Annotated in this window: 8 protein-coding genes; 4 read left to right on the top strand and 4 right to left on the bottom strand. The window is 64.4% G+C overall.

Annotated features, from left to right (window positions below; translation table 11 throughout):
• The first annotated feature begins 71 nt into the window (after positions 1-71).
• The 3 genes from P3T23_RS05635 (at position 72) to P3T23_RS05625 (ending at position 4,499) form a co-directional block, all read left to right on the top strand.
• On the top strand, positions 72-1,214 hold the full coding sequence (locus P3T23_RS05635) for an alginate lyase family protein (protein ID WP_429315189.1): 1,143 nt from the start codon (positions 72-74) through the stop codon (positions 1,212-1,214).
• Between the two features lie 28 nt (positions 1,215-1,242).
• On the top strand, positions 1,243-2,631 hold the full coding sequence (locus P3T23_RS05630) for an L-serine ammonia-lyase (RefSeq protein WP_429315188.1): 1,389 nt from the start codon (positions 1,243-1,245) through the stop codon (positions 2,629-2,631).
• A gap of 146 nt (positions 2,632-2,777) precedes the next feature.
• A complete protein-coding gene (locus P3T23_RS05625) occupies positions 2,778-4,499 on the top strand; it encodes a thiamine pyrophosphate-binding protein (protein ID WP_429315187.1) in 1,722 nt (573 codons plus the stop codon).
• A 108-nt stretch (positions 4,500-4,607) separates the two neighbouring features.
• On the opposite strand, the gene P3T23_RS05620 is transcribed toward P3T23_RS05625, so the two are convergent.
• Together P3T23_RS05620 and putA are read right to left on the bottom strand one after the other, a co-directional pair.
• Positions 4,608-5,756 carry a branched-chain amino acid ABC transporter substrate-binding protein gene (locus P3T23_RS05620; protein WP_429315186.1) on the bottom strand — a complete coding sequence of 383 codons (1,149 nt, stop codon included), beginning with the start codon at positions 5,754-5,756 and terminating at the stop codon, positions 4,608-4,610.
• Positions 5,757-5,843: 87 nt separating this feature from the next.
• The gene (gene putA, locus P3T23_RS05615; protein WP_429315185.1) at positions 5,844-9,815 is read right to left on the bottom strand and encodes a trifunctional transcriptional regulator/proline dehydrogenase/L-glutamate gamma-semialdehyde dehydrogenase; all 3,972 of its coding nucleotides are present in this window, start codon (positions 9,813-9,815) and stop codon (positions 5,844-5,846) included.
• 284 nt (positions 9,816-10,099) lie between these two features.
• On the opposite strand from putA, the gene P3T23_RS05610 reads away from it, so the two are divergent.
• Positions 10,100-10,252, top strand: coding sequence for a hypothetical protein (locus tag P3T23_RS05610; RefSeq protein ID WP_429315184.1), 153 nt, complete (start codon positions 10,100-10,102; stop codon positions 10,250-10,252).
• 331 nt (positions 10,253-10,583) lie between these two features.
• On the opposite strand, the gene P3T23_RS05605 is transcribed toward P3T23_RS05610, so the two are convergent.
• Positions 10,584-12,026 carry a YeiH family protein gene (locus P3T23_RS05605; RefSeq protein WP_429315183.1) on the bottom strand — a complete coding sequence of 481 codons (1,443 nt, stop codon included), beginning with the start codon at positions 12,024-12,026 and terminating at the stop codon, positions 10,584-10,586.
• A 167-nt stretch (positions 12,027-12,193) separates the two neighbouring features.
• Positions 12,194-14,437: a primosomal protein N' gene (locus P3T23_RS05600; protein ID WP_429315182.1), complete on the bottom strand. Its 2,244-nt coding sequence runs from the start codon at positions 14,435-14,437 to the stop codon at positions 12,194-12,196.
• Positions 14,438-14,781 lie beyond the last annotated feature (344 nt).

Raw genomic sequence — 14,781 nt, 5'->3', positions numbered from 1 at the left:
GGCAATTCTGTCGTTCGCGCCCCGGAACGGCTAACATCACACACCAAATGAGCCTAACGAAGGAGTTTCGCATGGCGCGAAAGGTGCGATTGATGCAACGCCGGATAAACGCAGCGGGGACGCGCTCACGACGGTCAGCCAGCGCATCGCTGGCAACCCTGCTCGTGGCCTGCGGCTCGCTCATGCTGCCGCTGCAGCAAGCGCGCGCAGCGATGAATTTCTGTGCAGCACCCGCACTGCAAACCAGTGAACGCACCAACGCCGATCCCGGCGTGAAGGCGCTGGTCGCCAACGTGCTGTCCCATCTGAACGACCAGTCGAAGGCGGTCGAAAAGCTGCATACCGAAGGCACGTTGCCGCACGAAGGGATCTACGACCAGAGCGTCGAAGCGGAAAAGGATCTCGATCTGCTTCGCGACGCCGCGCTCGCGTGGCGCGCAACCAGCGACGACCGCTTCCTGAAACTGGTCGACCGCCTGCTGTACGCATGGGTGACGACCTATCAGCCGAACTTCAATCCGATCGACGAAACACGTTTCGAAGGCCTCATCCTCGCCTACGACATGACCGCCAGCGCGTTGCCCGTGAAAACCCGCAACGCAACGATGGCGTTCCTGACGAAATTCGCAAATGGCTACATCGCACAGATCGACGCGCAACCTCGACCGCTGAAAGGCACGTTCCGAAACAACTGGCAGAGTCATCGGGTCAAACTCATTGCGATGGCGGCATTCACCCTCGACAACCGCAAGATGATCAATGCGGCGCAGCGACTCTTCGTGGAGCACATCGGCGACAACATCGCGCCTGACGGCTCGACTATCGATTTCGCCGAGCGTGATGCGCTGCATTACGTGACTTACGATCTCCAGCCGCTCGTGACAGCCGCGCTTGCCGCGCGCCGCCACAACCGCAACTGGCTGAACGAAAAAGCGCCAAATGGCGCAACGCTGGCCGCGGCGCTGGACTGGCTGACGCCGTACGCGATGGGTACGAAGACGCATGAAGAATTTGTGCATTCGGATGTGCCGTTCGATGCGAAACGTCGCGAAGCGGGCTTGCCCGGTTATTCGGGTCAGTGGGATCCGAAGAACGCAACGGAGCTGTTTCACCTCGCTGCGCGTCTCGACGGGCGCTTCACACCGGTCGCGCTGCAACTGGCACCGACGCCGCCCGCGTGGCTCGCCGTGTGCCTGCCGCTAGCGGCGCGCTAAACCGATCTTTCTATATGCAGGAGCAGTAATGGCAGTCAGCGTGTTCGATCTCTTCAAAATCGGCATCGGTCCGTCCAGTTCGCATACCGTTGGTCCGATGCGTGCGGCCTTGATGTTCGCCCAGGGGCTCGAACGCGACGGGCTGCTGAACGCCACCGCGTCGGTGAAATGCGAGCTGTATGGCTCGCTCGGCGCGACCGGCAAAGGCCACGGCACGGATCGCGGTGTCATGCTCGGCCTGCTCGGCGACGCGCCCGATACGGTCAATCCGGACACGATCGCGCAACGACTCGAAGCGGTTCGCACGACGGGCACGCTCGCGCTGCTCGGCAAGCACGATATTCCGTTCGTGCAAAAGCAACACATCGCGTTCTATCGTCAGGCGCTCGCCGAGCATCCGAACGGCATGAAGCTCCACGCGTTCGACGCACAGGGCGCAACGCTGCGCGAAGCGACGTATCTGTCGGTGGGCGGCGGCTTTGTCGTGACCGCAGGCGCGCCGAATACGAAGGTGCTGAGCGCCGTCGAGCGGCTGCCGCACCCGTTTCGCACCGGCGATGAAATGCTCGCGATGTGCGCATCGACCGGCAAGTCGATCGCGCAGCTGATGTGGGAAAACGAGCGCGTCTGGCATACCGAAGAGGAAACGCGCACAGGTCTGATGAAGATCTGGGACGTGATGCAGTCGTGTGTCGCCCGTGGCTGCGGTATCGGCAATCCGGATGCGGACGGCACGCTGCCGGGCCCGTTTAAGGTGAAACGGCGCGCGCCACAGCTTTATCGCTCGCTCTCGGGCAATCCGGAACTGGCGTTACGCGATCCCCTTTCGATGGTCGACTGGATCAATCTGTACGCGATCGCGGTCAATGAGGAAAACGCTGCCGGCGGCCGCGTCGTCACTGCGCCGACCAATGGCGCCGCAGGCATCATTCCAGCGGTGCTGCATTACTACACGCGCTTCATGCCCGGTTCGAACGAGCAGGGCGTGATCGATTTTCTGATGACCGCCGCCGCGATCGGCATTCTGTACAAGCTAAACGCGTCGATCTCCGGCGCCGAAGTGGGATGCCAGGGTGAGGTGGGCGTCGCGTGCTCGATGGCGGCGGGCGCGCTCGCCGCCGTGATGGGCGGCACGCCGTTGCAGGTCGAGAACGCCGCCGAAATCGGCATGGAACACAATCTCGGCCTGACCTGCGATCCGGTCGGCGGGATGGTGCAGATTCCATGCATCGAACGCAATGCGATGGCTTCCGTGAAAGCGGTCAACGCTGCACGGATGGCGCTGCGCGGCGACGGCAGCCACTACGTGTCGCTCGACTCCGTCATCAAGACGATGCGCGAAACCGGCGCCGACATGAAGACCAAATACAAGGAAACGTCGCGCGGTGGGCTGGCGGTCAATATCGTCGAATGCTGAGGCGTTCATCTGTTGAGACCCGCGCTACGGCGAGCTCCCGTTGATGCGCGGCGCAAGCCTCGGTCCGTGACATCGGGCGGCCAGTCGGCGTAAGCTGTCGGAGCCCTTTTCTTCCGACCAGAGACCAGACTGGAGGCTTCTTCGCAATGCCGCTGCCGAACGTTTCAGATTCCACCGACTCCACCCGCTCCATCACCACCGGCGCACGCCTCGTCGTCGATGCGTTGCTCACGCATGGCGTCGAACGCGTCTTCTGTGTGCCCGGCGAAAGCTTTCTTGCTGTACTCGATTCACTGCACGACGAAACTGAACGCATCCAGACAATCGTCTGCCGGCATGAAGCGGCAGCAGCCAATATGGCCGAAGCCGTCGGCAAGCTGACGGGCCGGCCGGGGGTCGCGCTCGTCACGCGCGGACCAGGCGCCACGCATGCTTCGATCGGCGTGCACACGGCGTTTCAGGATTCGACGCCGATGATCCTGCTGATCGGCCAGTGCGCGCGCGAGCACCTCGATCGCGAGGCGTTCCAGGAAATCGACTACCGACGCATGTTCGGTCAGATGGCGAAGTGGGTTGCCCAGATCGACGACCCGCGCCGCATTCCCGAATATCTGAGCCATGCGTTTCATACCGCGACGTCGGGTCGGCCTGGGCCCGTCGTCCTTTCGCTTCCCGAAGACGTATTGAGCGATGTCTGTCCCGTCGTCCCCGGCGCGCCGAAGTATCACCGCGTTGCCGCGTCGCCGTCGAAGGCGCAGATCGGGCAGTTGCGGCAGTTGCTCGAAGCCGCGAAGCGGCCGATGGTGATCGCGGGCGGCAGCGGCTGGACCACGACGGCGTGCACGGATTTCCGGCGCTTCGTCGAGAACTGGCAGTTGCCGGTCGGGCTTGCGTTCCGCTATCAGGACACGCTCGACAACGAACATCCGAACTATGCGGGCGACGTCGGCCTGGGTATCAATCCGGCGCTCGCGCAGCGCATCCGCGATGCGGACCTGTTGCTCGCAATCGGCCCGCGCCTGGGCGAGGCCACCACGAACGGCTACACGCTGCTCGATATCCCGAAGACAAAACAGACACTCGTGCACGTGCACCAGAGCGCGGAAGAACTGGGGCGCGTGTATGCAGCCGATCTGCCGATCGTCTCAGGCATGCCTGAACTTGCCGAAATGCTGGCTGACCTGAAACCATCGGCGACGCCCGCCTGGGCCGGTTCGGCGGAAGAAGCACACCGCGCGTATCTCGACTGGCGCAAGCCCCGCACGATCCCAGGCGACGTGCAGATGGGCGAAGTCATCCAGCAGTTGCGTGCCCATCTTCCAGACGACGCGATCCTCACGAACGGCGCGGGCAACTACGCAACCTGGCTGCATCGGCATTTTTCGTATCGGCATTTCCGCTCGCAACTTGCGCCGACGAGCGGCGCCATGGGCTACGGCGTGCCGGCCGCGATCGCGGCGAAATCGATGTATCCGGAACGCGCGGTCGTCGCGCTCGCAGGCGATGGCTGCTTCATGATGGCAGGCCAGGAACTCGCCACGGCGATGCAATACGATCTGCACGTGATCTTCATCGTCGTGAACAACAGCCACTACGGCACGATCCGCATGCATCAGGAGCGGCACTATCCGGGGCGCGTGCACGGCACGGGTCTGACGAATCCGGATTTCGTGGCGTTCGCGCGCTCGTTCGGCGCGCATGGCGAACTCGTTGAGCGGACTGAGGATTTCCTGCCTGCCTTTGAACGGGCACGGGCGGCCAGGCGCGCCGCGCTGATCGAGATCCGCATGCCGCAGGAAGCAAGTACGCCCGGCGCGACGCTCGAACAGATCCGCGACCAGGGTCGGAAAATGCGCGGGGAAACGTAATTTGCGGCGCCCCCGGCACGGCAGTGCCGCACGGTGATAAAAAAAGCCCCGCTTTTTTGCGGGGCTTTTTCACTTCCAGCAGCGCGGAACGCGCAAGCATCGAACTGCTTACTTGCCGCCGACGCTTTGCAGCGTCGTCCACTTGCCGTCGACAACCTTGTACAGCGTGATGCCGCCGTTCTTCAGGTCGCCCTTCGGGTCATACGCGAGGTCCTTCGACGTCACTGCCGGCATCGACGTCTGCGCGAGCAGCGGCAGGTACTTTGCCGGATCCGTCGAGTTCGCCTTCTTCATCGCGTTGAACATGGCCATCGCGCCGTCGTAAGCGTACGGCGAGTACGTCTGCACGTCCTCGTTGAAGCGCTTCTTGTACTTCGCGACGTAGTCCTTGCCGCCCGGCATTTCGTCCAGCGGCAGGCCAGCCAGCGAAGCCACCGTGCCGTTTGCCGAGTCGCCCGCGATCTTCACGAACGTGTCCGTCTTGACCATTTCGCCAGCCATCAGCGGCGACTTCATGCCAAGCGTCTTCATCTGCTTGACCATCGGGCCCGCCTGCGAATCCGCGCCACCGTAGTACACCAGATCCGGATTGGCCGACTTCAGCTTCGTCAGAATCGCCTTGAAGTCGACTGCCTTGTCGTTCGTGTATTCGCGCGCGACGATCGTGGCGCCCGCTGCCTTGGCCGCCTTTTCAAACTGGTCAGCCAGACCCTGGCCGTAAGCCGTGCGGTCGTCGACGATCGCGATCTTCTTCACACCCAGGTTCTTCACCGCGAACGTGCCAGCCACCGAGCCTTGCTGCGTGTCGGAGGTCATCATGCGGAACGTCGTCTTGAAGCCCTGTTGCGTGTACTCGGGCGCGGTCGCCATCGCGATTTGCGGGATGCCTGCGTTCGCGTAGATGCGCGATGCCGGAATCGTCGTACCGGAGTTGAAGTGGCCCAGCATGCCCTTGATGCCGTCGTCGACGAGCTTCTGTGCGACCGTCGTACCCGTGCGCGGGTCAGCCTGGTCGTCGGCTGCGTCCAGCACGAAGCGAACCGGCTTGCCGCCGATCACCGGCTTGGTTGCGTTCATGTCTTCCACGGCCAGCGTGATGCCGTTCTGGAAGTCCTTGCCGTAGTGCGCCTGAGCGCCCGTCATCGGACCGGCAAAGCCGATCTTCACGTCTTCAGCCTGTTGCGCCTGTGCGGTCCCCGCCAGCGACATGACTGCGACGAGCGTCGCGCCTGCCAGCCCTTTCATCGTGTGTTGCATAGCTTCTCCATGGTACCAGGTGTAAGTGGAGCGGCTTCGGGGTCGCCGTGCCGCTTCCGTTTTATTGAATTGACCGTCGAGGTTCGCTCAGCCGATCGTCATCAAATTCGCATTGCCGCCTGCTGCTGCCGTATTTACGCTGACTGAACGTTCCGTCAACAGACGTTCAAGTGCGTAGTCTTCATCGCCGCTTTCCAGCGCGCGTGCCGCCACGCCCTGCACCGAGACGATCGGCCCCGGACGTTTCGCGACTTCCTTGACGAGCGCAAGCAGTTCGTCGCTGTCGCCTTCGAAGAGCACTGCATCGAAGGCAGCATCGGCGCTCTTGCGCACGCTTGCGTACTGCTTCAACCCTGCGGGCAACGCGGCGACCAGCTGCTCGCCTGCCGCGCCTTCGAAGAGCGCCTGGTTGCCCGTCGCCAGCACGGCCGCGAACTGCGCACGCGCGCCGCCAGCGGTCGACGCCACGCACAGCACCGTGCCGCGTGCGCCCAGCGTGTACGTGTTGCGCTCACCGGTCGGTCCCGGCAACACCGCCGTCGCCCCCGCCAGCACGTGCGACAGATAACCGTCGCACCGCGCCGCCAGCGCCGGCTGTCCTTCGCCGATCAGCCAGTCGCGCAGTGCCGTCAGCGCGGAAGTCGGATTGTCGCCGATTCCGTTCGCATTTTGGGACGGCCCGTTTTGGGACGGCCCGTTCTGGGACGAAGACGGCGCATCGACCATCAGCGCCGCCGCGAGCGACTTCGGCAAACCGGCCGGACGCTTCGCCAGCAGGCGCTGCAGGTACAGCGCGCCGCCCGCCTTCGGGCCCGTACCCGACAGGCCTTCGCCGCCGAACGGTTGTACGCCCACCACCGCACCGATCACGTTGCGGTTCACATAAATGTTGCCCACATGCGCGCGGCTGATCACATGCGCGATCGTTTCGTCGATCCGCGTGTGGACGCCGAGCGTCAGGCCGTAGCCCGTCGTGCGGATCTGGTCGAGCAGCCTGTCGAGCGCACTGCGGCGATAACGCACCACGTGCAGCACCGGGCCGAACACCTCGCGTTTCAGTTCGTCGATGCTGTCGAGTTCGATCAGCGTCGGCGGCACGAATGTGCCCGGCGCGCAGCCTTCCGGCATCGGCAGCTGAACGACCTTGCGACCCTTCTCGCGCATCGCCGCGATGTGCACGTCGATGCCACGCTTCGCGTCCGCGTCGATCACCGGACCGACGTCGATCGACAGACGATCCGGATTGCCCACCGCCAGTTCGCCCATCGCACCCGTCAGCATTTCGAGCGTGCGATCGGCGATGTCGTCCTGTAGACAGAGAACGCGCAGCGCGGAACACCGTTGACCGGCCGAGTCGAAAGACGACTGCAGCACGTCCGCGACCACCTGCTCGGCGAGCGCCGACGAATCGACGATCATCGCGTTCTGGCCGCCGGTTTCCGCGATCAGCGGAATCGGCTTTCCGTCGGCGTCCAATCTGGAGGACAGCGTCTTGTTGATCAGGCGCGCGACTTCCGTCGAGCCGGTGAACATCACGGCGCGCGTGCGCGCATCGGCCACCAGCGCGGCGCCGACCGTTTCGCCGTCACCCGGCAGCAGTTGCACGGCCCCCGCCGGCACGCCCGCCTCGCGCAGGATGCGAACGGCTTGCGCGGCGATCAGCGGCGTCTGCTCGGCAGGCTTGGCGAGCACGGTATTGCCGGCGGCGAGCGCCGCGGCCACCTGCCCCATGAAAATCGCCAGCGGGAAGTTCCACGGGCTGATACACACGACCGGACCGAGCGGGCGATGCGTATCGTTCGAGAACTCGGTGCGAATCTGCGTCGAGTAGTAGCGCAGGAAGTCGATCGCTTCGCGGATCTCCGCCACGGCGTTCGGCAGCGACTTGCCTGCCTCACGCACGACCAGGCCCATCAGCGTATGCATCTGCGCCTCGAGGAGATCGGCGGCGCGCGCGAGACAATCGGCGCGCGCTTCGACCGGCGTCGCCTGCCAGATCGGCGCGGCGGCGACAGCGTGCGACAGCGCGGCGCTCACGTGCTCGGGCGTGGCTTCGACAACCGTGCCGACGAGGTCACGATGATCGGCCGGATTGCGCACGTCGCGCGCAGCGCCACCGGTGATTTCATCGCTTTCGAGCATCGGCGCCGCGCGCCACGGATGATGCGCACTCGCCAGCAATGCCGACGACAGCGACGCCAGCCGATGTTCGTTCGACAGGTCGAGGCCCATCGAATTGGCACGCTCCGCGCCAAACAGGTTGCGCGGCAGCGGGATCTTCGCGTGCGGTGCGCCAGGCGGCACGATCTTCGACGCTTCCTCGACCGGATCGGCGATCAGGTCGTTGATGGGCACGGTTTCGTCGGCGATGCGGTTCACGAACGACGTGTTCGCACCGTTCTCCAGCAAACGGCGCACGAGGTACGCGAGCAGCGTTTCGTGCGTGCCGACCGGCGCGTACACGCGGCACGGACGGTTCAGCTTGTCGCGGCCGGTGACTTCTTCATACAGCGGCTCGCCCATGCCGTGCAGGCACTGGAACTCGTACTGGCCAGGATAGTAGTTCTGGCCCGCGAGGTGATAGATCGCCGACAGCGTATGCGCGTTGTGTGTAGCGAACTGCGGATAGACCGCGTCGGGCGCGCCGAGCAGCTTCTTCGCGCAGGCGAGGTACGACACGTCCGTGTAGATCTTGCGGGTGTACACCGGATAGCCTTCGAGGCCATCCACCTGGGCACGCTTGATTTCCGTATCCCAGTACGCGCCCTTCACCAGCCGGACCATGATGCGATGGCGGCTGCGGCGCGCTAGATCGATCAGGTAATCGATCACGAACGGGCAGCGCTTCTGGTAGCCCTGCACGACAAAACCGATACCGTTCCAGCCGGCCAGCTCCGGATCGAAGCACAGCGCTTCCAGTAGATCGAGCGAAATTTCGAGGCGGTCGGCTTCTTCGGCGTCGATGTTCAGGCCGATGTCGTAGCGACGCGCGAGGATCGCGAGCGAGCGCACACGCGGCAGCAGCTCGTTCATCGTGCGTTCCTGCTGCGAGCGCGAATATCGTGCATGCAGCGCCGACAGCTTGATCGAGATGCCCGGGCCTTCGTAGATACCGCGGCCGCCCGCGGCCTTGCCGATCGCGTGGATCGCCTGCTCGTACGACGCGTAGTAGCGCTGTGCGTCGGCTTCGGTTGTCGCGGCCTCGCCGAGCATGTCGTACGAATAGCGGAAGCCGCGTGCTTCGTACTTGCGGCTGTTTGCGAGTGCTTCGGAGATGTTCTCGCCGGTGACGAACTGCTCGCCCATGAGGCGCATCGCCATGTCGACACCCTTTCTGATCAACGGCTCGCCGCCCTTGCCGATCAGACGCGTGAGCGCCGACGAAAGCCCCGTTTCGCTATTGGTCGTCACCAGCTTGCCGGTGATCATCAAGCCCCACGTCGCAGCGTTGACGAACAGCGACGGCGCCTGGCCCACATGGGATTTCCAGTCGCCCTTGCTGATCTTGTCGCGGATCAGCGCATCGCGGGTCGCACGATCCGGAATGCGCAGCAGCGCTTCGGCGAGACACATCAGCGCGACGCCCTCCTGGCTCGACAGCGAGAATTCGTGGATCAGCCCTTCGACGCCGCCACCCTTGCTCTTGGCGCGCAGCGTCTCGACGAGCTTCGCGGCCATCGCCTGCACGTCGCCCGCGAGATTCGCCGGCAGACGCGCCTGACCGAGCAGGAACGGCAAACATTCCGGCTCCGGCCGGCGATACGCCGCCGTGATCGCCGCACGCAGCACCGATTGCGGCTGCACGTTCTGGGCGAATTCGAGGAACGGATGCGACGCACCTTCTTCGTCCGACTCGACGGCCGCGCCGTCGGCCAGATCGGCCGAGCCGCTCAGACCCGAGAGTTCAGCGGGCAGTTGGCCATGTTCGATCTTTTCGAGGTACGCGAAGATGGCCTGCTTGATCAGCCAGTGCGGCGTGCGCTCGAGGCGCGTGGCGGCTTCTTTCAGCCGGGAACGGAGGAGGTCGTCGACTTTGACGCCAAGAGTAGTGCTCGCCATGTTTCCTTCGAATGCCGATTGACATCGGCGAAAAGACTAGAAAGTTGGCCGAATCGTACGCCTCCCAATAAAAAGGTGCAACCGCATTCGGAGACAGGTTGCACCCTTCGTCGGGCCTTACGCGGCGGGGGTTTGCGCCGCTCGGCGCGGCGCGGGCCGCGCCCGGTTGCGATCGGTATTTTCCCTGGGAATAATCTTTTCGCCCATACCCTTATCGAATCGCCGCTCGCGCCGATATACAGTCATGCACCCGGGACCAGGTGCGCGACGAAAAGGCGGGCGAAATGGAAAAGTGGCTGGTGGTGAGCGGAATCTGGATGATGTGCGCGCTGTGCGCCGTCTTTTTTATCCGCGGCGCGTCCTGTTCGGCGGCGAAGGAGATGGAACCCGCGCGCATCAACACGGGGACGGAGAGTCCGGCGAAGGATATGTCCTGAGCGGTGTCTGCGTCGGGGCGGGATGTGCCCCTGTGTTGCCGCGCACCAGGCGGCGAGTGTGAGCTGGCTGCGCGAACGCGCGAGCCAGCGCGAGATCAGTCAGTTGGGGTGAACTGGCTGCAGCTGTCGTCGGGCGAAACAAGCCGGTCGTGCAGACGACACAGCCTGCTCGCCGCGACACTGGCGCCAAACCCTGAACCGAGTACCGCGAGGCCAGGAATGCTCTGCTCCAGCGAATGTCGATCGTCTGCGCGGTGCCGGCACCCCGCGCAGCAGGGACGGCACGCGGCAAGGAACGCCGCGGTGTCTTCGATGCCGCGCGAGACCGTGCTCACGATCCCTGCCCCAGGCTATTCCAGTACGACGCGAACACGTGCGCGGACAGCACGTAGCCGATGGCAATATTGACCACCACGCCCGCCGTGAACGCGAGGAACGGCTTGATGCCAGTGGCCGTCAGCGAGCGCACGCGTGTCGTGAGCCCAATGCTGAAGAAGCAGAAGATGAACGCCCACGTACGCAGCGCGGTAATCGGTGCGACGAATTCCGGCGTGACGACCTTGCGGTAGTCTGCGAGCGAATAGTGGCTCGCGATCCATGTCACGAGCGCCGACGCGATCACAAAACCAATCACGAACTTCGGGAAGCGTGCCCAGATTTCGCCCGCGTTCGCTTTCGCCTTGACGCCGCTGTCTTCGGTTTCCCAGCGCGTCGTCGCGACGATGGCCAGCAGGAACGCCCAGATGCCGATCCAGATATCGCGGCCCACCACCTTCATCAGCGTGAACGCCTGGAGCGACGCCTCAGGCGCGCCGGCAATCGCGCCCGCCGCGCTCTTCGCAAAGTCGCCGTAAGCCTGCGCCGCGGCGATACCCGCCGCATCGGCAAACTCTGACGTGCCGATCCATGCGCCGGCCACGCCCGTCGACAATCCGAGCGAGCGCGACGCGAACGGCAAGACGAAGATCATCACGATCGCCCACAGAATCACGAGGGTGATCGCCACCGATGCCTGCTCGCGCTTCGCACGCACCGCACCGGCAATCGCAATCGCCGCCGATACGCCGCAGACGGCGCCGCCTACACCGAGCACGGCGGCGAAGCGCTTGTCGAGACCGAATGCCGTGGCGGAAAAGAAGATGACGAAGAACGTGACCAACGACACGATGGTCGCCTGCCCGACCGCGACAGGTCCGGCCCACACCAGCAGCGTGAAGGGCAAGGTTGCACCGAGCAGCACGATACCGACCTTGATGTAGAACTCGACGCGCAAGCCCGCTGAAAACCATTCCGGCAAGCGGAACACGTTCGAGATGACGAGTCCGAGCGCCAGCGCAACCAGCGGCGGCTCCAGGTTGTACTTCGCCGCGTTCACCCACGCCCCAAGATGGAAGATCAACACCGACGCGATGAAGAGGATCAGGAACGACGGCAGGAAATGCGCGACCTTCTGTCGGAGCGCCACGAGGCTCACGCCGAACAGCACGGCGAACACGAGGAAAAGCGCGACGTAGTTCGGCAGGTGTTTGACGAAATCCGCGCCCGCCGCGCCGATGCTCGACCATTTGGCGGGCGCCACTGCGAGCCATTTGATACTGCTGCCCGAGGCGAACAGCGCCCAGGCGATCACAATGACCAGCAGGCCGACCCAGACTGCCCACCAGTCTTCAGTTGAAAAGAGACCGCCGCCACGGTGCGTGACGTGGGCGCCGCGATCTTTGTCTGTGTTGGCTGGATGCCCGCCTGACGGCAAGCTGTGGTTGGTATCGCTCATCGCAAGGCCCCGGAAGTTGAGGTGCGTCGGCGCGAAGATGTTGGTCGGATTGAGATTGTTGTGAAAAGCCGCGCCGATCCGGCGAAATATAGTCGAGCGGATGAGGAAAACGAAACGACCTTTCGCTCTATCTTTATGACTTAAAAGGATTTACGAGCCCGATCGCATCAGATATCGAGCGGATCGACTTCGAGGTTCCAGCGCAGCACCCCTTTGAGCGTGCGCAACATGGGTTGCCAGGCGTGCAAGGTCGCCTGCAGCGCGGCTCGCGAAGCGCTTTCGATCAACAGCTGCGCGCGGTGCACGTGCATCACCTTGACGATCGTCAGCGGCACGGCGTCATACACCGTCACACGTTCGGCCGCCGGAATCTCTGACAGAACGGCCGCCGCCTGCTGGAGGAACGCCAGCGCAGCCTCGAGCGTGCGGCCTTCGGCGCGCAACAGCGCCTGATAGACGAAGGGCGGCAGATGGGCATCGCGGCGTTCTGCGAGTTGTGACTTCGCGAAGCCGACGTAATCGTGCCGGGCCAACGCGTGATACAGCGCGTGACGCGGATAGCGCGTCTGCACCAGCACGTCTCCCGGCAGCCCGGCGCGGCCAGCGCGACCGCTCACCTGCATCAGCTGCGCGAAGAGCCGCTCGCTCGCCCGGAAGTCGTGCGAGAACAGCGCCGTGTCGGCATTGAGCACACCGACCAGCGACACGCGCTGGAAATCATGCCCTTTCGCAATCATCTGCGTGCCGACAAGGATGTCGACTTCGCCCGCGTGCACGTCCGAAAAAAGCGCCTGCGCACTGCCCTTGCGCCGGGTGCTGTCGGCATCGATGCGCAGCACGCGTGCACCCGGAACCGCCGCGGCGAGCGTTTCTTCGACGCGCTGGGTGCCGCGTCCGAGCGGCGCGATATCGACGTTGCCGCAATCCGGACACGAGCGCGGAATGCGCGACTCCCATCCGCAGTGATGGCAGCGCATCGCGCGCTCCGGCTTGTGCAGCACGACGTACGCGCTGCAACGCGGACAGCCGGCCACCCAGCCGCAGGCGTCGCACGACAGCACGGGCGCGTAGCCGCGCCGGTTGAGAAACACGAGGCTTTGTTCGCCGCGCTCGAGACGCGTTTTCAGCGCCGCAATAAGTGGCCCGGACAAGCCATCCACCGACGCGCGCCCGCGCCGGTGCTCCTCTTCCAGATCGATGAGCTTGATCGCAGGCAGCACGGCTTCGGCCACGGCGCGGCGCGACAGCGTGAGCCGCGTGTAGCGGCCCTGATCGGCCTGCCACCAGCTTTCCAGCGACGGCGTCGCCGAGCCGAGCACGACCGGAATGCCAAGCTGCTTGGCGCGCCAGATCGCGAGATCGCGCGCTGAATAGCGCAACCCTTCCTGCTGCTTGTAGGCCGGATCGTGTTCTTCATCGACGACGATCATCGCCAGCTTCGGCAGCGACGCCAGCACCGCGAGCCGGGTGCCCAGCACGATGCGCGCGCGGCCCGCGTGCGCGGCGAACCAGTGCCGCGCGCGCTCGCCTTCGGCAAGGCCGCTGTGCAGCGTGACGATCGCGACACCGTCGAGCGCCGCAAAGCGGGCGCGGAACGCGGCCTCGAATTGCGGTGTGAGGTTGATTTCCGGAACGAGGACGAGCGCCTGGGCGTCCGGTTGCGCCGCGAGCAGTTCGGCCAGCGCGCGCAGATACACCTCGGTCTTGCCGCTGCCCGTTACGCCATGCAGCAGAAAGGGAGCGAAGCCGTCAGCGGCGCCGATCGCCTCGACGGCAGCGGTCTGCTCTTCGGTAAGCGTGGGCAGCGTTACGGCCGATGATTCTTTGGCCCCAGCTTCGCGCACATCGGCCGCTTCGATGACGTCGAGCGCGACCCAGCCTTGCTCCTGCCACGAATCGAGCGTCGCAATCGCCTTGGGGTGAAGGGCACGGGCGTCGGCGGCCAGGAGCGAGCCGGCTTCGATGACGGCATCTGCAAGACGGCGCAGCGCGTGCGCTCTTGCCGGTATCGCGCCGGGTAACGCCTCCCGTCCAGCGGGCAACAACCGGTAGCGCTCCTCCGGCGCGAGCAGGCGGCTCCAGCGCGCGGCATCGCGCAACGCCTGCGGCAAGCCGGGCAACGCCACCTCACCGAGGCTGCGCTGGTAATAATCCGCGGCGAATGCCGCGAGTGCGAGCCACTCCGCCGACAGTGGCGGACAGGCGGAGCAGACAGCATTGACCGCCCGGACGCGCTCGGCCGGCACGTCGCTCTGGGCGGTCACGTCGCAAACGAGCCCAACCATGTCCCGCTTGCCGAACGGCACACTGACAAGCATGCCAGGCACTGGCGGCGGGACGACGTCACACCGGTAGTCGAAGAGGGTCGGCAGTGGGTGATCCAGCGCGACGCGGACAAAGACACTGTTCAAGTTGCTACCGCTCCGGAATGGCAAAAGACCGGTGACCCCCACGGGGCAGGACGGCCAGCGTCGAAGTTAAAGTAAAACTTCGCTTTCCACGCCAGGTTTTTGATTCCGCTGAACAATTGCAATGGGCTCGAACGCCTGTGGATAACTTTGTTGAGAACTCTGCGTGGATGGCCGGAAAACCGCGCCGCGCCGTCGTTCTGTGGGTTTCCGCACATTTCCCGGAGAGTCGCCAGAAGCCTTGCCAGTCAAGGCGCAGAACGAATGCGCATGCAACTTGCGGGCACAAAACAGTGTTGCCACCCTCTACTGCGCCGCAACGAGACGAATGTGCATAAGTCAAGTCT

Origin of the sequence: Paraburkholderia sp. GAS448 (assembly GCF_050435685.1) — a bacterium.
Taxonomy (GTDB): domain Bacteria; phylum Pseudomonadota; class Gammaproteobacteria; order Burkholderiales; family Burkholderiaceae; genus Paraburkholderia.
Note: the sequence above shows the minus strand (reverse complement) of the source record. Positions and strands in the feature narration are given on the sequence as shown.